At 71.6% G+C, this 19499-nt stretch carries 18 protein-coding genes; 7 read left to right on the top strand and 11 right to left on the bottom strand.

Features of this window, described 5'->3' with window-relative positions; all coding sequences use genetic code 11:
• Positions 1 to 2: 2 nt before the first annotated feature.
• The gene (locus J7E93_RS15640) at positions 3 to 1262 is read left to right on the top strand and encodes an RNA polymerase sigma factor (protein WP_215069757.1); all 1260 of its coding nucleotides are present in this window, start codon (positions 3 to 5) and stop codon (positions 1260 to 1262) included.
• Here the strand turns inward: J7E93_RS15640 and J7E93_RS15635 are convergent.
• Genes J7E93_RS15635 through J7E93_RS15625 form a run of 3 tightly spaced genes read right to left on the bottom strand, consistent with a single transcriptional unit; the run spans position 1256 to position 4604 of the window.
• Positions 1256 to 2731 (bottom strand): hypothetical protein, encoded by a 1476-nt coding sequence (locus J7E93_RS15635; protein WP_215069755.1) that lies wholly within the window; start codon positions 2729 to 2731, stop codon positions 1256 to 1258. The two genes, J7E93_RS15640 and J7E93_RS15635, sit on opposite strands and share 7 nt — an antisense overlap.
• The gene (locus J7E93_RS15630) at positions 2724 to 3374 is read right to left on the bottom strand and encodes a hypothetical protein (protein ID WP_215069753.1); all 651 of its coding nucleotides are present in this window, start codon (positions 3372 to 3374) and stop codon (positions 2724 to 2726) included. The genes J7E93_RS15635 and J7E93_RS15630 overlap by 8 nt, the downstream gene beginning before the upstream one ends.
• 48 nt (positions 3375 to 3422) lie before the next feature.
• Entirely contained in the window at positions 3423 to 4604 is a 1182-nt protein-coding gene (locus J7E93_RS15625) for a class I SAM-dependent methyltransferase (protein ID WP_215069752.1), read from the bottom strand.
• A gap of 171 nt (positions 4605 to 4775) precedes the next feature.
• Here J7E93_RS15625 and J7E93_RS15620 point away from each other — a divergent pair, with 171 nt between their 5' ends.
• Together J7E93_RS15620 and J7E93_RS37080 are read left to right on the top strand one after the other, a co-directional pair.
• A complete protein-coding gene (locus J7E93_RS15620; protein ID WP_308368652.1) occupies positions 4776 to 5660 on the top strand; it encodes a polysaccharide deacetylase family protein in 885 nt (294 codons plus the stop codon).
• On the top strand, positions 5657 to 5857 hold the full coding sequence (locus tag J7E93_RS37080) for a hypothetical protein (protein WP_251066597.1): 201 nt from the start codon (positions 5657 to 5659) through the stop codon (positions 5855 to 5857). The genes J7E93_RS15620 and J7E93_RS37080 overlap by 4 nt, the downstream gene beginning before the upstream one ends.
• Before the next feature lie 40 nt (positions 5858 to 5897).
• Here J7E93_RS37080 and J7E93_RS15610 read toward each other — a convergent pair whose 3' ends face one another.
• Entirely contained in the window at positions 5898 to 6428 is a 531-nt protein-coding gene (locus J7E93_RS15610) for a DUF6234 family protein (RefSeq protein ID WP_215069748.1), read from the bottom strand.
• A 180-nt stretch (positions 6429 to 6608) separates the two neighbouring features.
• Here J7E93_RS15610 and groES point away from each other — a divergent pair, with 180 nt between their 5' ends.
• The gene (groES, locus tag J7E93_RS15605) at positions 6609 to 6917 is read left to right on the top strand and encodes a co-chaperone GroES (RefSeq protein ID WP_010471835.1); all 309 of its coding nucleotides are present in this window, start codon (positions 6609 to 6611) and stop codon (positions 6915 to 6917) included.
• Between the two features lie 118 nt (positions 6918 to 7035).
• On the top strand, positions 7036 to 8664 hold the full coding sequence (groL, locus tag J7E93_RS15600; RefSeq protein ID WP_215069739.1) for a chaperonin GroEL: 1629 nt from the start codon (positions 7036 to 7038) through the stop codon (positions 8662 to 8664).
• Positions 8665 to 8787: 123 nt separating this feature from the next.
• Here groL and J7E93_RS15595 read toward each other — a convergent pair whose 3' ends face one another.
• The 7 genes from J7E93_RS15595 to J7E93_RS15565 form a co-directional block, all read right to left on the bottom strand.
• Positions 8788 to 9486, bottom strand: coding sequence for an ester cyclase (locus J7E93_RS15595; protein WP_215069737.1), 699 nt, complete (start codon positions 9484 to 9486; stop codon positions 8788 to 8790).
• Positions 9483 to 10199, bottom strand: coding sequence for an alpha/beta hydrolase domain-containing protein (locus J7E93_RS37075; RefSeq protein ID WP_215069735.1), 717 nt, complete (start codon positions 10197 to 10199; stop codon positions 9483 to 9485). The genes J7E93_RS15595 and J7E93_RS37075 overlap by 4 nt, the downstream gene beginning before the upstream one ends.
• A gap of 372 nt (positions 10200 to 10571) precedes the next feature.
• Positions 10572 to 11609: a hydroxyacid dehydrogenase gene (locus tag J7E93_RS15585; RefSeq protein ID WP_215069734.1), complete on the bottom strand. Its 1038-nt coding sequence runs from the start codon at positions 11607 to 11609 to the stop codon at positions 10572 to 10574.
• Positions 11610 to 11637: 28 nt separating this feature from the next.
• Entirely contained in the window at positions 11638 to 12492 is an 855-nt protein-coding gene (locus tag J7E93_RS15580; RefSeq protein ID WP_215069731.1) for a carbohydrate ABC transporter permease, read from the bottom strand.
• Positions 12489 to 13379, bottom strand: coding sequence for a carbohydrate ABC transporter permease (locus J7E93_RS15575; RefSeq protein WP_215069729.1), 891 nt, complete (start codon positions 13377 to 13379; stop codon positions 12489 to 12491). The genes J7E93_RS15580 and J7E93_RS15575 overlap by 4 nt, the downstream gene beginning before the upstream one ends.
• A gap of 4 nt (positions 13380 to 13383) precedes the next feature.
• A complete protein-coding gene (locus J7E93_RS15570; RefSeq protein WP_215069727.1) occupies positions 13384 to 14715 on the bottom strand; it encodes an ABC transporter substrate-binding protein in 1332 nt (443 codons plus the stop codon).
• A gap of 110 nt (positions 14716 to 14825) precedes the next feature.
• A complete protein-coding gene (locus J7E93_RS15565) occupies positions 14826 to 15980 on the bottom strand; it encodes a substrate-binding domain-containing protein (RefSeq protein WP_215069721.1) in 1155 nt (384 codons plus the stop codon).
• Positions 15981 to 16153: 173 nt separating this feature from the next.
• On the opposite strand from J7E93_RS15565, the gene J7E93_RS15560 reads away from it, so the two are divergent.
• Both J7E93_RS15560 and J7E93_RS15555 read left to right on the top strand, forming a co-directional pair.
• Positions 16154 to 17968: a DUF2264 domain-containing protein gene (locus tag J7E93_RS15560; protein WP_215069719.1), complete on the top strand. Its 1815-nt coding sequence runs from the start codon at positions 16154 to 16156 to the stop codon at positions 17966 to 17968.
• Positions 17965 to 19497 carry a right-handed parallel beta-helix repeat-containing protein gene (locus J7E93_RS15555; RefSeq protein WP_215069717.1) on the top strand — a complete coding sequence of 511 codons (1533 nt, stop codon included), beginning with the start codon at positions 17965 to 17967 and terminating at the stop codon, positions 19495 to 19497. The genes J7E93_RS15560 and J7E93_RS15555 overlap by 4 nt, the downstream gene beginning before the upstream one ends.
• Positions 19498 to 19499 lie beyond the last annotated feature (2 nt).

The raw sequence follows: 19499 nt of genomic DNA, 5'->3' as shown, positions 1-19499 counted from the left end.
TCATGACAGCACCCGTGCCCAGCGCCGTCGAGACGGTCTTCCGGATGGAGTCGGCGCGGATCATCGCCGCCGTGGCGCGGATCGTCCGCGATGTCGGCATCGCCGAGGAGATCGCCCAGGACGCGCTCGTCGCCGCCCTTGAGCAGTGGCCGCTGACAGGCGTTCCGGACCGGCCGGGTGCCTGGCTGACGGCCACCGCCAAGAACCGCGCCGTCGACCTCGTACGGCGCCGCGAGACGTACGCGCGCAAGCTCGCGGAGGTGGGCCGTGAGCTCACGGAGGAGGCGTACGACCCCGAGCCCGCAGGGCCCGGAGACATCGACGAGGACCTGCTGCGGCTCATCTTCACCGCCTGCCATCCGGTGCTCTCCGCCGAGGCGCGGACCGCGCTCACGCTGCGGCTCGTCGGCGGACTGCGCACGGACGAGATCGCCCGCGCCTTCCTCGTGCCGGAGCCGACCGTCGCCCAGAGGATCGTGCGGGCCAAGCGGACCCTGGCGAAGGCCGGGGTGGAGTTCGAGGTGCCGTACGGGGAGGAACGGGCGGCCCGGCTCGGCTCCGTCCTCGAGGTGATCTATCTGATCTTCAACGAGGGGTACGCGGCCACGGCGGGCGACGACCTGCTGCGGCCGGCGCTGTGCGAGGACGCGCTGCGGCTGGCCAGGGTGCTGGCGGGGCTGATGCCCAAGGAGAGCGAAGTCCACGGTCTGGCCGCCCTCCTGGAGATCCAGGCGTCCCGCGCGGCGGCGAGGACGGGGCCGGGAGGGGAGCCGGTCCTGCTCGCCGACCAGAACCGCGGCCGCTGGAACAGGCTGCTGATCCGGCGCGGGTTCGCCGCCCTGGAGCGGGCCGCGGAGGGCGGCACGTACGGCCCGTACGCCCTCCAGGCGGCCATCGCCGCCTGCCACGCGAAGGCGCTGACGTACGAGGAGACGGACTGGCGGACCATCGCCGCGCTGTACGGCCGGCTGGCGGCCGTCACGCCCTCCCCGGTGGTCGAGTTGAACCGCGCGGTCGCCGTGTCGATGGCCGAGGGGCCCAAGGCCGGACTCGCGCTGGTCGACGCCTTGGCGGGCGAACCCGCCCTGGCGGCCTACCACTTGCTGCCCAGCGTGCGAGGAGACCTGCTGGCCAGGCTCGGGCGGACCGAGGAGGCCCGCGCGGAGTTCGAGCGGGCGGCAGCGCTGACCCGCAACGAACGGGAGCGTGAGCTCCTCCTCGGCCGGGCCCGGAAGGCGGAGAGGGACGGGCGGGCTCAGTAGCGCAGGATCTGGCCGGCCGCCGTTCCGATGAGGACCGTGCCGTCGGGGGACACGTGCAGCGAGCACGCCCCGTACGGGGGCAGGGGGCGGCGGTCGAGGACGGTTCCGTCGGCGGTGTCCACCGAGACGAGCGTGTCGTCGGCGCAGACGGCGTGCAGGACACCGGCGTGCGCGTCGAGGTCGACGACCGCGGAGCCCAGGGGCCGGCTCCAGACGACCTCCCCGGCGGGGAACGCCCGGCGGACCAGTTCCGTCCGTCCGTGCAGGAGCGCGGGGCCCGCGGCGTCGGTGGTGTACACCGCCCGCCCGAGCGGAGTGTCGGCGGAGAAGAGCACCGTCTCGGCGGTGGAGCCGGGGTCGAGCGCGATCACCTCCCGGCGCCGCCGCGCGTACAGCAGCTCGGGGCAGCGACGGACGTCGAGCGGGACGAGGTCGTACCGGTCCGGCTCGTGGACCGCGCCGAGCGGGGTGCCGTCGGCGGCGAAGACCCGTGTGTTGGGCGGGGCGGGGGGTTCGGCCCCGATGCTGCGGTCGTACGTGTCCCGGATCGCCCAGACTCCGTCCATGCGGGCACACAGCGCGGCCGAGAAGGGAACGGAGAGGCGGTCGAGGACCGTGCCGTCGGAGGTGGCGACGAGCGGGAAGTCGGTCCGGGCGCGGGCATCGGGGCCGGGGACGGCGACCCGTACCGTCCGTTCGTCGGCGGCGACCTCGAACCGTGTGCCGCCGACCGCAGAGGGCGCGGGCACCGTCCACAGCACTGATCCGTCCGGGGCCCAGCACTCCACCGCCGTGTGGTTGCGGGTGGCGAGCACCCGGCCGTCGCTCAGCCCGGCCACGGCCCGGACCCCGCCGTATCCGCCGTAGCTCCGGCCGGCCCGCTCGGCGAGGGCCTGGAGGACCGGCCGTGCGGGTGCCGTGTCGGTGTACGTGTGCGGGTCCTCCGGGTCGTGCGGCCGCCGGTCGAGGGCGGTCAGGTCGAGCGCGTCGGGGGTGAGGCCGAGCCAGTCGTCGCGTGCGACGGTGGCCCGGGACAGCAGGTGCACGTACTCGTCGTCCGGGTCCAAGGCGAAGAAGGTGAGTTCGAGGGTGCGGGCGTCCAGCCAGCGGACCGGCTCGATGCCCCAGTCGGGGTCGGCGAAGTCGACGCGGTGGCCGGTCGCGGGTTCGAGGAGGGTGAGGCCGCCCGCGCGGCTGTACTCGTCGTAGTTGTCGAGGCCGATGGCGAGCAGGGGGAGCGTGGGGTGGAACGCGATCGACTCGGCGTCCATCGTGAACGTCAGGAGGTGCGCGCAGGAGAGGTCGGCGGCGCGGTAGACGGCCACCCGGCTCCGGCCGTGCGCCACCGAACTGACCGCGATCCACCGCTCGTCGGCGCTGACGGCCACCTGGGACGCGAGCCCGAGCAGTTCGGGAAAGGGCTCGTCGTGGAAGGGGGCGTGTGCGGTCGTCGGCGTCTGCTCAGCCATGGTGCTCCGTCAGATGGGCGAAGGTGAGGCGGGCGAGGATGTCCAGGGTCTCCGGGGTCGCCTCGGGTACGAGGGTCCGGAAGGACGCGGCGAAGGCCTCCGACTGTGTGCGGAGCGCCCGCACCTCCAGGGCCTGGGTGAGGCGCGGTATCAACTCGTCGAAGCAGAACGGGTGCTCGCCGTCGATGAAGGCCCGCAGGCTCTCCTCGTACGAGGCGTACTCACCGTCGTACGCCCAGGTGTCCAGCGCCGGCAGCAGCGGCCACTGCGCCCGCACCTCCCACGCGGAGAGCGGTACGTCCTCGTACGAGGCGTCCCACTCGCGGTCCGCGAGCCGCAGCAGCATCGCCAGCTCGGTCATGAACGCGGGCACGCTCTTGGCTCCGGCGGCCGTCCGCCAGGTGCGGCGGGTCGCCTCCGGGCAGGTCGCGAAGAACTCCTCGCTGAACGCGGTGGCCAGGTAGTCCAACTGCGAGGCGAGTGGCTGCGCGGTGTGCCGCCAGGCCACGTCCCAATGGTTCGTCCGCATGACCCGCTTGAACCGCAACACCTCCCACTCCAACGGGTCGGATCCGGCGGCGGCCAGTCCGACGAGGTGCGCGAGCGGCCCGCTGGTGAACATGCCCTCCGGATGCAGTGCCATGAACTCCCCCTCTCGTCCACGGCCCATCCAACCGCCCTCGGGCGCGGTCTACCGCGCCGGGTGGCCGATCAGCATCGTCGGGGCGCCGGCGACCCGTGTGAGGAAGACCGTGGCGGAGTTGCGGCCCTTCGGCTTGATCCTGCGGCGCAGTTCCTCGGGCTCGACCGCGGAGCCGCGCTTCTTCACCGTCAGCGTGCCGACCTCGCGCTCGCGCAGCAGGGCCTTCAACTTCTTGAGGTTGAACGGGATCTGGTCGGTGATCTCGTACGCGGTGGCGTACGGGGTCGGCGTGAGCCCGTCCGCCGTGACGTAGGCGATCGTCTCGTCGATCAGGCCGCCGTCCAGCTCCTGGGCGACCTCGGCGACCAGGTGGGCGCGGATGACGGCGCCGTCCGGCTCGTAGAGGTAGCGGCCGACCGGGCGGGCCGGCGGGTCGGGCAGGCCCCGGCCGGTGAGGGTGGCGGCGGCGGGCAGGAGCGTGGCACGGCGGGCTCCCGGCGCGGTGCCGAACCAGAGCACGGCCTCCTTGACGTCGCCGCCGTCCGAGATCCACTCGGCCTCGGCGTCCTCGGGGACGGCCTCGTGCGGCACCCCCGGTGCGATCTTCAGCGCCGCGTGCGGGGCCTTGCGGGCGGCCCGGATCGCCCAGGAGAGCGGCGGGGAGTACGCCTCGGGGTCGAAGATCCTGCCGCGCCCGCCGCGCCGCGCCGGGTCGACGAAGACCGCGTCGTAGGGGGCCGTGTCGATCTCCGTCACGTCCGCACAGCGGACCTCGACGAGATCGGCCAGGCCCAGCTCCACGGCGTTGGCGCGGGCCACCTCGGCCGTCAGGGGATCGCGGTCGACGGCCAGGACGGAGATCCCGGCGCGGGCGAACGCGATCGCGTCGCCGCCGATCCCGCCGCACAGGTCGGCGACGCTGCGTACGCCGAGCTCCTTGAAGCGCTCGGCACGGTGGGCGCCGACCGAGGCCCGGGTCGACTGCTCGACGCCGTGGGGCGTGAAGTACATCCGGTACGCGTCCTCGGCGCCGAACTTCGCGACCGCGCGCTGACGCAGCCGGGCCTGGCCGAGGGCCGCCGTGACCAGTTCGGCGGGGTGCTCGCGGCGCAGCCGGGAGGCGACCGCCAGCTCCTGGGCGGGGTCGTAGTCGCGCAGGGCGGCGAGCAGCGTCTGGCCCTCGGGCGTGAGCAGGGCGGCGAAGTCGGCGAGGTCGGTCACCCGCACCATTCTGGGGCCTGGCCCCGTGTGGGCCGGCCGGGGGACCGTGCGTCGGCGCGGCGGTGTCGTGACACCGGGAAGGGGTCGCCGCTGACAAGATGCGACGCCATGCAGCTAGTACGACAAAACGAACAATCGCGATCGATCCGATCGAAGCGCGCCGTCCGACTGCGCCGGTCGGTGGGTGGGGTGCTGCTCGTCGCCGCCCTCGGATCCGCCTGTGCCGCGCCGTCCGGCGATGCCGGCGGCGGGACCGGCGCGCCGCCGAATCCCGCCGCCGGTCAGCCCCGGCAGCAGGCGCAGGGCGCGTCCGGCGCCCTCAACGCGTATGTGGCGAAGGTCCGCAAGCAACGCGCCGCCCGCGCGCTCGCCGCCAAGAAGTGGGGGCTCGACCGGCCCCCGCTGGAAGCCCCGGCCCCGCCCGCCGTCAAGCCGAAGATCACCACCCGCAAGGGCTTCGAGACCGACGGCGAGGGCCTGCCACCCGTCTTCACCACCGTGCCGACCAAGGAGAAGGTCGTCTTCCTGACGATCGACGACGGCGCGGAGAAGGACCCCGCGCTGCTGCGGATGATGAACGAGTTGCGGATCCCGTACAGCGCCTTCCTCAGCGACTACCTGGTCAAGGAGGACTACGGCTACTTCAAGAAGATGCAGAACGCCGGTGTCTCCCTGCACAACCACACGCTGAACCACCGCTACATGCCCGGGCTCTCGTACGCGGCGCAGAAGCGGGAGATCTGCGGGATGCAGGACACGATCCAGAAGCGGTACGGGAAGCGGCCGCCGCTCTTCCGGCCGCCGTACGGCAACTACAACGAGGACACCCTGCGCGCGGCCAAGGAGTGCGGGGTGAAGGCGGTCCCGCTGTGGGCCGCGGAGGCGTTCCCGGACCGGATGGAGTGGCGCGAGTGGGACCGGGACCTGCACCCCGGCGACATCGTGCTCACGCACTTCCGCGGCAAGGAGGACTGGAAGGGCACCATGCCCGACATGATCCGCCGGGTGATGAAGACGATCACCGCCAAGGGCTACGCCGTCGCGAAGCTCGAGGACTACGTGTGATCCGCGCGCGCCGGCCGCTGGCCGGACTGGCACTGGCCGGCGCGCTGCTCGCCGCGTCCGGGTGCGCGTCGTCCGTGGACCCGATCGAACGGCTGGGGCGCAAGGCGGCGGAGCGGGTGGGCGGGAGGGACGCGACGATCCAGGAGACGGCGGCCCGTGTGTTCCGCTCGGTCGTGCACCCGGACGCCCGGCGCTAGGGAGGGTCCGGAAAGCATCACCGTCCGCCGCCCGAAGGCCTCAGCCGCCCGGGCAGCCGTGGCAGCTGCCGCCCGCGCTGTGGCAGACGCACCGGGCCTCGGAGGGGGCCGGCGCGGTGGGTGCGGGCGCGGGGTGCGCCCGCGTCCACTCCTCCGTCGCGATGAGCAGGGTGGTGAGGCCGAGCAGCCCCGCCGCGAGGAACTGCCCCGCGGCCGTCCAGGCCCAGCCGCCGCGCAGCATCGCGAGCGCCAGCAGCAGCGCGACACCCGCCATCGCGCCGAAGGCGAGCACCGGTACCCAGTCCATCGGAGGCGGCCCCGAGCGCCGCGGCTCGGACGCGCCGCCCCAGTTCCGCAGGGCCAGCAGCACGGCGCCGACCAGGGCGGCCCCGCCCTCCAGAAGCAGGAACAGGAGTGCGCTCAGGACGTCGGCCCCGGTGCGCACCGGGCGGCCGGAGGCGGTGCGAGAGGCGGTGCGAGACGCGGTGCCGGAGGTGGTCATGGCCGCACCCTCGTACGGAACCATCCGGTCCGCCGCGCCGTTGCCCGTACCGAGACCGAATCGCCACATGGCGCTGAATTGGCACTCCGCTTGACCGAGTGCTAATCGCAGTCATAGTCTCGGCTCTGGCACTCCCCACTGGAGAGTGCCAACACAGCGACGGGCAGGTCCGGCACCCGCGACGACGGATCCACCTGGTCGCCACCTCAGACAGTCAACCCCGTGATCTCCGAAGGGGGAGGTCGGATCGTGACGACCACCAGCTCCAAGGTTGCCATCAAGCCGCTCGAGGACCGCATTGTGGTCCAGCCGCTCGACGCCGAGCAGACCACCGCCTCTGGCCTGGTCATCCCGGACACCGCCAAGGAGAAGCCCCAGGAGGGCGTCGTCCTGGCCGTGGGCCCGGGCCGCTTCGAGAACGGCGAGCGCCTGCCGCTCGACGTCAAGACCGGCGACATCGTGCTGTACAGCAAGTACGGCGGCACCGAGGTGAAGTACAGCGGCGAGGAGTACCTCGTCCTCTCGGCTCGCGACGTGCTCGCGATCGTCGAGAAGTAATTCACCGAAGTACCTGAGCACCTGAAGCAGATGCTTTGAGCTGCGCCCCGAGGCCCCTTCCGGGCGCCTCGGGGCGCGGTTCGTTCCACCCGATTTCCGAGAGGGCTGAACCGCTCCCATGGCGAAGATCCTGAAGTTCGACGAGGACGCCCGTCGCGCCCTTGAGCGCGGCGTCAACAAGCTTGCCGACACGGTGAAGGTGACGATCGGCCCCAAGGGCCGCAACGTCGTCATCGACAAGAAGTTCGGCGCCCCCACCATCACCAACGACGGTGTCACGATCGCCCGCGAGGTCGAGCTCGACGACCCGTACGAGAACCTCGGTGCCCAGCTGGTGAAGGAGGTGGCGACCAAGACCAACGACATCGCGGGTGACGGCACCACCACCGCCACCGTGCTCGCCCAGGCGCTCGTCCGCGAGGGTCTGCGCAACGTCGCCGCCGGCGCCTCCCCGGCCGCCCTGAAGAAGGGCATCGACGCCGCGGTCAAGGCTGTCTCCGAGGAGCTGCTCGCCACCGCCCGTCCGATCGAGGACAAGTCCGACATCGCCGCCGTGGCCGCGCTCTCCGCGCAGGACCAGCAGGTCGGCGAGCTCATCGCCGAGGCGATGGACAAGGTCGGCAAGGACGGTGTCATCACCGTCGAGGAGTCCAACACCTTCGGCCTGGAGCTCGACTTCACCGAGGGCATGGCCTTCGACAAGGGCTACCTGTCCCCGTACATGGTGACCGACCAGGAGCGTATGGAGGCCGTCCTCGACGACCCGTACATCCTGATCCACCAGGGCAAGATCTCCTCGATCCAGGACATGCTGCCGCTCCTGGAGAAGGTCATCCAGGCCGGCTCCAGCAAGCCGCTGCTGATCATCGCCGAGGACGTCGAGGGCGAGGCCCTGTCGACCCTGGTCGTCAACAAGATCCGTGGCACCTTCAACGCCGTGGCCGTCAAGGCCCCGGGCTTCGGCGACCGCCGCAAGGCGATGCTCGGCGACATGGCCACCCTCACCGGTGCCACCGTCATCGCCGAGGAGGTCGGCCTCAAGCTCGACCAGGCCGGCCTGGACGTGCTGGGCACCGCCCGCCGCGTGACCATCACCAAGGACGAGACCACCATCGTCGAAGGTGGCGGCGACTCCGCGGACGTGCAGGGCCGCGTCAACCAGATCAAGGCCGAGATCGAGACCACGGACTCCGACTGGGACCGCGAGAAGCTCCAGGAGCGCCTCGCGAAGCTGGCCGGCGGCGTGTGCGTGATCAAGGTCGGCGCCGCCACCGAGGTGGAGCTGAAGGAGAAGAAGCACCGTCTGGAGGACGCCATCTCCGCGACCCGCGCCGCGGTCGAGGAGGGCATCGTCTCGGGTGGTGGCTCCGCTCTGGTCCACGCCGTCAAGGTCCTTGAGGGCAACCTCGACAAGACGGGCGACGAGGCCACCGGTGTCGCCGTCGTGCGCCGCGCCGCCGTCGAGCCGCTGCGCTGGATCGCCGAGAACGCCGGCCTCGAGGGCTACGTCATCACCTCGAAGGTGGCGGAGCTGGAGAAGGGCAACGGCTTCAACGCCGCGACCGGTGAGTACGGCGACCTGGTCAAGGCCGGCGTCATCGACCCGGTGAAGGTGACGCGCTCCGCGCTGGAGAACGCCGCCTCGATCGCCTCCCTCCTCCTCACCACCGAGACCCTCGTGGTCGAGAAGAAGGAAGAGGAGCCGGCGGACGCGGGCCACGGCCACGGTCACGGCCACTCCCACTGAGGCCGCTCACAGCCGACCACTGAGGCCCGGTGCCCCGCGACGGGGGCACCGGGCCTCGGTGTCGTTCCGTGATGTCAGGCGGCTTCCACGGGTCAGGCTTCCACGGATGTCACGCCACGGATGTCATGCCTCCACGGCGCCGAGCTGGCCCATCAGCCCGAGCAGGTCGTACTGCCACCAGCCTTCGACGGCCTTGCCGTCCTCGCGGAAGCGGTGGATGACGGTGCCCGTCATGGAGACCTTCTTGCCGGTGGCCTCGATGCCCATGAAGTCGCCGGTGTGGGTGGCGTTCCAGGTCCAGCGGGTGCAGACCCGGTCGCCCTCCGCGATCTGGTCCTCGATGACGAAGTCGAAGTCGAAACCGCTCCGCCACTCCTCGACCTCACGGCGGACGGCGTCCATCCCGATGACGTCCTGCGGGTTGGTCGGGTCGTGGTCGTGGAAGCCCTCGGCGAAGACCTCGTCGAGCGGCCCCAGCTCCCCGGGGGCGCCGGCCAGCTCGAAGAACCGGCGGGCCGTGGCCTTGTACAGCTGCTCGTCACGGACGACGTCCAGATCGGTGAACGTCGGCATCTCGTCACAGAGCGCGACCATCTCCTTGAAGATCCGGTCGGTCTCGGGGAGCTGCGAGTTCTTCATCGCCACGTCGTACGAGGGGAACTCGACGATCTCCACGAAGTGGGAGCCGTCGGAGCGGTCCTTGGCGAGGATGCTGTGGGTGGCGGTGCGCTTGCCCTGGGTCTGTTCGACCCACTTGTCCATGAGCCGGTTCATGTCGTCGAAGCGGCTGGTCTTGCAGTCGATGATCTGTACGAATGTCATGACGCCTCCCGGACCGGGTGGGACACCTCCATTCTAGGTGCGCGGCGAGCGCGGGCAGGGCATGAAGATCGGCTCACCCGCGACGCCGCAGGTGAGCCGGGTGTTCGGTGAGCCGGATGTTCAGGGGCCGCTAGGCCGCACAGGGGCGGACGGCGCCGGCCCGTGCGGTCCTCGGTGATCGCGTTGCCGACGGCGTCCCGGGCGATGCTGCCGTCGCTCAGGGTACGAAGGCGGGTGCTGAGGGGCGGCGTGGATCCCTTGCGCTCGTCGCACACCCAGTCGTGGGCCTGCAGGAAATGCGCGCGCAGGGCGGGCACGAAGGTCGCCGGTGTGGAGCGCTGCACGGGGAACGGCAGGTTCAGCGGGGCGTCCAGCGGATCGGGCACGTGCGGGGATCCCGCGACGACGTAGAAGCGGTAGCGGTCCGGGGCGACTCCGCGGTCGAGCAGGGTCGTCGAGTCGTCGGCCTCGGAGTTCACCACGACGACCTTGCCGGTGAAGCGGCCGGCGGCGAGGTCGGCCTGGGGGTCGAGGATGCGGTCGCCGAGCGTGCTCCAGCCGATTCCGGCGTGGATGAAGCCGCGGCTGAACAGGAGCTCCTGGCGCAGGTAGACGTTGAGCGTGCCGAGACCGACCACGAAGTGCGGAGGCTCCACGAGGACCGTGCCGTTGCTGCGGTGCGGATCGGCCGGAGCGCTGATCCGGTACGGCACCCGGAACCGTCCGGTGGATGTGGCGCCTTCGAAGACTCCGTCGTACTGGACGTAGGGGATCTTGCCGAACGTCCCGAGTGGGGTGACCTCGGGACGGCTCAGGCGGTCCTCGTCCGTTCCGGCCGTGGGAGTGCCGGTGCGCTCGACGGGAGCCGTGGACGGCTGGAGCGGACGCGGCAGCGCCTGCCCGAGCGGGGCGGCCAGGGCCAGCGTCAGGGTCGCCAGCAGGAACGCTCGCAGCCCCAGTCGCGCTCGTGCCTGGTAGGGGCGGACATGCTGACCGCGGGCCGGAATCCGGGCTTTCGCCCCCTCTGGCCTCTCGTTCGGATCGGGCGGGGCTCGCGGGGTCCGGCCCGATCCGGACGAAAGACGCTAGGCGGACCGTGTCAGGTCCGCCGGCCTGACGCGCTCGGCGAACGGCTCGCCCCGTCCGTACCGCTCCACCTCCTCCAGCGCCTGGTCCGCCATCCGGTGCAGCTCGTTGCCGAGGGACCCCGCCACATGCGGGGTCAGCAGCACGTTGGGCAGCTCGTACAGGGGTGAGTCCGGCGCCGGGAGCTCCGGGTCGGTCACGTCCAGGACCGCGTGGAGCCGGCCTCGTACGAGGTGGGGGAGGAGCGCCTCCTCGTCGATCAGGGAGCCGCGCGAGGTGTTGACGAGCGTGGCGCCGTCGGGCATCAGCGCCAGTTGCGGTGCACCGATCATCCGGTCGGTGGACGGCAGTTGGGGCGCGTGCACCGAGACGATCGAGCTGCGGGCGCACAGGGCGTCGAGACCGACCGGTTCCACGCCCATGGCCCGGGCCTCGGCGGCCTCCACGTACGGGTCGTAGAGCAGCACCTCGAAGTCGAAGGGGCGCAGCAGCTCGATCACCCGCCGCCCGATCCGGGAGGCGCCGATCAGTCCGACCGTGCGCCGGTAGTTGCCCCAGGCCTCCGACTCGGCCGTCCACGCGTGGTCGGCGCGGACCTGCCCGTACCGCTGGGCGGAGTGCAGGACGCGTTTGCCGGCGAAGAGGATCGCGGCGAGCGTGTACTCGGCGACGGGCAGGGCGTTGGCCGCCGCCGCCGAGGTGACGGCGATGCCGCGCTCCCAGCAGGCGTCGGTGATGTGGTGCTTGACCGATCCGGCCGCGTGGACGACGGCCCGCAGGCGCGGGGCCCGGTCCAGGACGGCGGCGGTCAGGGGCGGGGCGCCCCAGCAGGTGAGGAGGAGCTCGGCCTCGGCGAGGGCCGCGGCGACGCGGGGGCCGGGCGAGGAGAGGTCGTGGGCGACCAGGTGCGGGTCGGTACGGGTGAGGGCGGCGAGCCGGGCGCGGTGGGCGTCCGTCAGCAGCCGGTCGGCGATGCCCTGGCCCATCGAGAGCAGAAGCGTCGGCCGGTTGTCGGTGTTCTCAGGGGGTCGGTCCATCGGGGGACGTGTGCTCCTCAGCTCGGGATCACTTGACGCTGCCGGCGGTCAGACCCGCCTTCCAGTGGCGCTGCAGGGAGATGAAGGCGACCACGAGGGGGACGACGGCGAGCAGGGATCCGGTGACGACGAGGGGGTAGAAGTCGGGTTCCGCGTGGGCGTTGCTGTTCCACGCGTACAGGCCGAGGCTCAGCGGGAAGAGCTTCTGGTCCGAGAGCATCACCAGCGGGAGGAAGAAGTTGTTCCAGATCGCGGTGAACTGGAAGAGGAAGACGGTCACGAAGCCCGGCATGACCATGGGCAGACCGATCGACCAGAAGGTGCGCAGTTCGCCGGCGCCGTCGATGCGGGCGGCTTCGAGGGCCTCGTCGGGGATGTAGCCGGAGCTGAAGACCCGGGAGAGGTAGACCCCGAAGGGGTTGACGAGCACGGGGATCAGCACGGCCCAGTAGGTGTTGACGATGCCCACCTCGCTGGCGAGGAGGTACATCGGCAGGGCGAGCGCGGTGGTGGGGACGAGCACGCCGAGCAGGACGACGCCGAAGAGCTTCTCCTTGCCCCGGAAGTCGTACTTGTCGAAGGCGTAGCCCGCGGCGACGCTGATCAGCGAGCAGGCGAGGGCGCCCAGACCCGCGTAGAGAAGGCTGTTGACGTACCAGTGGAAGTAGATGCCGTCGTTGTACTCGGCGAGCCGGGAGAGGTTGCCGCCGAGGTCGAAGCCCTCGAAGGAGAAGGCGTTGCCCGCGAGCAGGCCGCCCGCGTCCTTGGTGGCGGCGGTCACCAGCCAGACGAGGGGGAAGAGCATGTAGACGACGGCGAGGACGAGGGCGCCGTTGACGGCGGTCCTGGAGAGCCAGGCGCTCCGGGGGCGGGGCTTGCTCATGCCGTCTTCTCCTTCCGGCGTCCGGTCAGCCGTGTGACGCCGAAGGACAGCAGTGCGGCCGTCAGGGCCAGGAGGACGGACGCGGCCGCGGCCAGTCCGTAGTCGTTGCGGTCGAAGGCCGCGGTGTACGCGTACATGTTCGGCGTCCAGGTCGAGGTGACGGCGGAGCCCGTGCCCTTGTTGAGGATCAGCGGCTCCGTGAACAGCTGCAGCGAGCCGATGACGGTGAAGAGGCCGACCATCACCAGCGAGGCGCGGATCAGCGGGACCTTGATGCTGAAGGCGATGCGCCAGGCGCCCGCCCCGTCGACGGTGGCCGCCTCCAGGACGGAGCGGTCGATGGCCTGCAGGGCGGCGTAGAAGATCACCATGTTGTAGCCGAGCCATTCCCACAGCGCGATGTTGACCACGGAGGGGAGTGCTCCCTCGGGCGAGAAGAAGTCGAAGCCGATCCCGCCGGCCTCCATCGCCTGGACGACCGGGCTGAGTTGGGGGGTGTAGAGGTAGACCCAGATCAGCGCGGCGATGATGCCGGGGACGGCGTGCGGCAGGAAGAGCGCGAGCTGGAAGAAGCGGCGGGCGCGGGCGAGCGCCGAGTCGAGGAGCAGGGCGAGGCCGAGGGCCCCGGCGATGAGCAGCGGAATGTAGAACAGACAGTATCCGAGCAGGACGCCGAAGCCCTCGCGGAAGGCCCGGTCACCCAGTGCCGCGGTGTAGTTGTCGAGTCCGGTGAAGACGGTCTCGGTGCCGCCGAAGCCCAGCCCCGACTGCTTCTCGGTGAACAGACTGAGCCAGACCGCGTATCCGATCGGCACCACCATCACCGCGGTGAACAGGACGAAGAAGGGGGTCAGCAGGAACGCTGCGGCACGGGTGCGGGCCCTCATCAGGTCAGCCCTCGACCTTCAGGCCGCGCTTCTTCAGCTCGGTGACCGTCGCCTCGTGCCCGGTCCTGATCGCGTCGGCGATGGTGGGACCGCCCTCGGTGATCTTGCCGAACTGGTCCTTGATGGCGGTGTTGGTGGTGCCGGTGGTCGGGCCCCAGGACCAGTTCTGGCCAATGGAGGCGCCGGCCTCCTCGAAGAGGGCGTAGATGTCCTGGCCGCCGTAGTAGCTCGCGTCGAAGGCCTGCTTGGCGACGGGGCGGAGCGCGGTGGCGGCCGGGAAGGCGCTGGAGGTGCCGGAGGCGATACGGGCCTTGACGCCGGCCTCGGTGGTCGACATCCACTCGGCGAACTCGACGGCCGCCGACTTCTTCCCGCTGCCCTTCGTCACCGCGAACGTGGAGCCGCCGAGCATGCCGCTGGCGGGCTTGCCGTCCCAGCTCGGCATGGGCGCCACGGCCCACTTGCCGTTCTGCTCGGGCAGGGTGCCCTTGAGGACCCCCGCGCCCCAGGAGGCGCCCAGGTAGCCGATGGTGGTGCCGTTCTTGAGCGAGCCGGTCCACTCGGGGCTGAACGAGGCGTTCTTGTGGACGAGGTCGGCGTCGACCAGGCCCTGCCAGTAGGCGGCGACCTTGGTGGTGGCCGCGTCCGTGGTGTTGATCTTCCAGGTGTCGTTCTCGGCCTTGAACCACTGGGCGCCGGCCTGCCAGGCCATCGCCTCGAAGGTGGTCGGGTCGTCCGGGAAGAAGGTGGCGATACGGGCCTTGGCGTCGGCCTTCTTCACCTTCTCGGCGGCGGCCCTGAAGTCGTCCCAGGTCTTGGGGACCTCGACCTTGTGCTTCGCGAACAGGTCCTTGCGGTAGAAGAAGGCCTGCGGGGCGGCGTCGAAGGGGACGGCCCAGGTCTTGCCCCCGAGGGTGGTGAGCTCCACCGCCTGCGGCAGCAGTTCGGCCCGGTCCGCCTCGGTGAACTCGCCGCCGATGTCCTGCAGGGCGCCGGAGCTGACGAACTCCGGGAGCGAGGAGTACTCGATGGAGACGAGGTCGGGCGCGTTGCCCGCCTTCACGGCGTTGGAGATCTTGGCGTAGCCGCCGGCGGTGCCGGAGGGGATCTCCTCGAACTTCACCTGGATGTTCCGGTGGGAGGCGTTGAACGCGTCCACCACATCCTTGGAGCCCTTGGCCCAGCCCCAGAAGGTGATGGTCACGGGCTTTCCGTCGGTCCCCTTGGACCCTGCGGCGGACGAGTCGTCACCGCTGCCGCCGCACGCCGTGAGAACGGCGAGGGCGGTGGCGGTGGCGGCTATGACACGGGACGTTCTGCTCCAACTGCGGCTCACGGCACAGCTCCTGAAAGCGGACGGCATGGACGTTGTGGCCGCGATCCTTGGACCGTTCGTGACCGAAGTCAAGAGCGAAAGATTGATTGATCGAAAAAAGCTCAGTTCGATCAGAAGGCTCGCGGCGGCCGCGGCTCGACCGGAGCCCCGCACGAGGACCGCACCCGGAGCCGTGGCAGCAGGCTCAGATGGCGCCGCGCCGCCTCCTCGTCCGGGGCCTCCGTCAACCGCTCGACCAGCAGTTCCGTGGCATGGCGGCCCACTTGGCGCTTGGGCGGGGCGACCGCCGTCAGCGGGGTGTCGGCGAGGGCGGCGACCTCGTCGTCGTACGCGATCAGCGCCAGGTCCTCGGGCACCTTCACTCCGAGCTCCGCCAGGCGCTGCACGATCTCGATCGCGTCCACGTCGTTGTGGACCAGGGCCGCGCTGGCCAGGCCGGAGACGACCGCCTCGTGCAGGGCCCGCACCGCGCGCTCGAACCCCTCCGGGTTCTGGTCGGCCGGTACCGACTCGATCACGGGGCCGGGCGCCTCGGCCCCCAGGGTTCGGAGCGCCTCGGCGTATCCGGCGCGCACCGCGAGCGCGGTCGGGCTGTCCCCGCGGGCCACCAGCAACGGGGTGCCGTGGCCCAGTTCCAGCAGGTGGCGCAGGGCGAGCAGGACGCCGTGGCCGTGGTCGGAGGCCACCCGGTCCAGGCCGTCGAGCGGCGTGCCGGGGTCGGCGCGGCGCTCCAGGAGCACGGCCGGTACGGGGAGTTCGGCCAGCCAGTCCCCGTACGCGAGCCGGTCCTCCGAGCCCCGCCAGCCGGGCGCGACGAGCACGCCCTCGGCGCCGGCCGCGAGCAGGCCCTCGGTGCGGGCCCGGTCCTCCTCGGGGCGGTAGTCCGAGATCCGCAGGATGAGCCGGGCCCCGGCCCGCGCCGCGGCCTCGTGCGCACCCCGGATGACCTCGGCGAAGTAGTACGTGGCGGAGGGGGCGAGCAGCCCGAGGACCAGCCCTGCGCCTGCGCCTGCGCCTGCGCCGGCGAAGGCGCCGGAGCCGGAACCGGCCGGGCGGCCCGCGCCCTCGGCGGCCTGGCGCTCCGGCCAGGAGACCTGGCCGTGCACCCGGTCCAGCAGGCCCCTCGCGGCCAGCGCCTCGACGTCCCGGCGCGCGGTGACGGGGGAGACCCCCAGCAGAACGGCCAGGTCGGAGACGCGTGCCGTACCGCGCTCGCGCACCAGGGCCAGCAGTCGGTCGTGACGTTCGACGGAACTCTCGCGCACGGCGTTCCTCCCCCTCGCGGTGTGGTGGTCCGGCGGGACGCCGTCCCGGTACCAGACCTTAATGCAAAATGATCGAACGGCGGGAGTTTCGATCATTCGGTCCGATCCATTGACGTTCGATCGAGCCGCGTTCATGATTCCGGGCGACGCCGACGTCCGCCTCAGGGAGCATCATGCCCACGCCGCCCGAGAACCGTGAGCTCAGCCCGTTCACCGGCTGGACCCGCGCGCACTGGGAGGACCGCGCCGACCAACTCCTCCTCGCCGTACGCCCCTACGCCACACCCCGCCACGGCCTCGTCGACCTCCCCGGCCCCCGCCCCAGCTGGTCGGGCGTCCGCTCCGACGGCCTCGAAGGGTACGCCCGTACGTTCCTCCTCGCAGCGCTCCGCGTCGCGGGCGCCCACGGTGCCGACCTCCTCGGCCATCTCACCCGGTACGCCGGGGGACTTGAGGCCGGAACCACCGCTCCGGGCGGGCCAGGACCCGAATCCTGGCCCCTGCTGACCGATGTGCGCCAGGCCGTCGTCGAATCCGCCTCCGTCGCCCTCTCCCTGCGTCTGACCCGCCCCTGGCTCTGGGACACCCTCGACGACCGCACCCGGCAGCGCGCCGTCGACTGGCTGCTGCCCGCCCTCGAACCGTCCCCCGTCGACAACAACTGGTGGCTCTTCGGCCTCACCGTCGCCGGCTTCCTCCAGGACGCCGGCGTCGAGACCGACCGCGCCGCCGCCACCATCGACCGCTCGCTCGACCGCATCGAGCAGTGGTACCTCGGCGAGGGCTGGTACAGCGACGGCGACAACCGGGCCTTCGACCACTACAACGCCTGGGCCCTGCACTTCTACCCCGTCCTGCACGCCCACCTCTCCGGCGACCGGGACCTCCTCGACCGCTACGGCCCCCGGCTGCGCGCCCAACTCGACGACCACGTCCACCTCTTCGACGCCAACGGCGCCCCCCTCCCGTACGGCCGCTCCCTGATCTACCGCTTTGCCGCCGCGGCCGCCCCCTGGCTCGGCGCCCTCACCGGCCACACCCCGCTCACGCCCGGCGCCACCCGCCGCCTCGGCTCCGGCACGCTGCGGTACTTCCTCGACCGCGGCGCCACCGACGAGAACGGCCTGCTCACCCTCGGCTGGCACGGCCCCCACATGCCGATCGTCCAGAGCTACTCCGGCCCCGGCTCGCCCTACTGGGCCGCCAAGGGCTTCCTCGGCCTCCTCCTCCCCGCCGACCACCCCGCATGGGCCGACCGTGAAGAGCCGCTCCCCGCCGAGCGCGCCGACACCGTCCGCCCCGTCGCCCCGGCCGGACTGCTCATCCAGTCCACCGCCGCCGACGGACTCGTACGCCTCCACAACCACGGCAGCAACCATGTGAGCAGCGACCCGGCGGGCGACGACGACAGCGGCTACGCCCGCTACGCGTACTCCACCCGCACCGGCCCGACCACCCCGCCCGACCGGGCCGACAACCACTTCGCCCTGGTCGTCGACGGCCAGGTCACCCGGCGCGGCCCCGCCACCCCCGTCTCCACCGGCCCCTGCTGGGCCGCCTCCCTGCACACCCCCCTGCCCGGCATCCGGGTCCTCTCCGCGACCCTCGCGCACGGCCGCGCCGAGGTCCGCGCCCATCTCGTGCTCGGCGCCCCCGAGGGAACGCCCGTGTGCCAGACCGGCTGGGCCACCACCCCCGAGGGGCCCACCGCCCAGCTCCACCCGGTCCACGGCTACCCACCGGCCGCCGACGCCGTTCCCCTCGCCACCGGCCCCACCCTCCAGGGCCCGGACACCCGTACCGCGGCCCTGCACGCCACCACCAGCGGCGCCGAGTCCCTCTTCGTCGCCCTCGCCTCCCTCACCTCGGAGCCCGACCCGGCCCCTGTCACCGCCCTCGCAGCCGTCCAGGTCGACGGCCGCACCATCCACGTGACCTGGCAGAACGGAACCACCGCCCGACTCGCCCTCGACCCGGAGGATCTGTGAGACACCGTCGTACACACGCCACCCTCGCCGCCGTCACCGCCGCCCTGGCGCTGTCGCTGGTCACCGTCGCCCCCGCCGAGGCGGCGCCGCCCGGCGACCGCCACCACGTCGACTGCTCGGCCACCGCGGCCGGCGACGGCAGCGCCGCGCGCCCCTGGACCACCCTCGCCGAGGCCAACGCCCACCCCTACGGCCCCGGCGACCGGCTCCTGTTCAAGCGCGGCACCACCTGCACCGGCACCCTCCAGCCCCGGGGCGCGGGCTCGGCCACCCACCCCTTCACCATCGCCGACTACGGCGACGCACCCGGCCGGGCCGTGATCGACGGCAACGGCGCCCACGACGCCGTCCTGCTCGCCGACACCCAGCATCTGCGGCTCACCCGCCTGGAGATCACCAACGCGGCCGCCCCCGGCACCGAACGCAACGGCGTCCGCTTGCGGCTCAGCGACTACGGACCGGCGAAGAACATCACCCTCGACCACCTCTTCGTCCACGACGTGCGGGGCGGCGACTTCAAGACCCTCACCGGCTCCAGCGCCCTCCACATCGCCGTCGAGGGCACCACCGTCCCCAGCTGGTACGACGGCCTGAACATCCATCACAACGAGATCCGGGACGTCGACCGCGAAGGCATCTACTTCAAGTCCCGGTTCTCCAAGCGGGACCTAGTCGGCAACCAGCAGGACCCGAACGCCTACCCCGGCGCCTGGACGCCCAGCCTGAACGTCCGGATCCACCACAACACGCTGACCTCGCTCGCCGGCGACGGCATCAAGATCGACACCACCAGCGGCGCGCGGATCGACCACAACCGCCTCGACGGCTTCCAGCTCCGCTCCAAGGCCGCCAACGCGGGCATATGGACCTTCAACACCGATGACACCGTCATCGAACACAACGAGGTCTCAGGCGGCGGCAACACCAAGGACGGCATGTCCTTGGACGCCGACGGAGCGTCCAAGGGAACCGTCTTCCAGTACAACTACAGCCACGACAACACCGGCGGCTTCCTGCTCATCTGCCCCTACAGCGGAGCCAGGACCCTCGACACCGTCGTCCGCTACAACGTCAGCCGCGACGACGGCGCCCGGCTCGTCCAGAACTGCTGGGGCCCGATCCTGAACACCCAGATCTACAACAACACCTTCGTCAACCGGACCACGACCCCCGGCCACCTCGTCCAGGACGACGCCGGCAGCCCCGCCACCACCCGGCACGAACTGACCTTCCGCAACAACATCTTCGTCAACGAGGGCCCGAGCGGCGGCTACGCCTTCAAGAACCCGACGCCCGGCCTCGCCTTCTCCCACAACCTCTTCCACGGCATCGCCATGACCCGCCCCAACCCCGGCGGCATCGACGCCGACCCGCTGCTGCGCCCCGACTTCCGGCTCTCCACCGGCTCCCCGGCCCTGTCCGCCGGAATCCTGGTCGCGGACAACGGCGGCAAGGACTGGTTCGGTAACGACGTGTCGGCGACGTCGGCCCCCACCATCGGAGCGTACGAGGGCCCCGGCGTCGGCTGAGC

The organism is Streptomyces sp. ISL-36 (genome assembly GCF_018614205.1).
GTDB lineage: Bacteria > Actinomycetota > Actinomycetes > Streptomycetales > Streptomycetaceae > Streptomyces.
The sequence above is the reverse complement of the archived record's forward strand: the minus strand, read 5'-3'. Positions and strand labels throughout refer to the sequence as shown.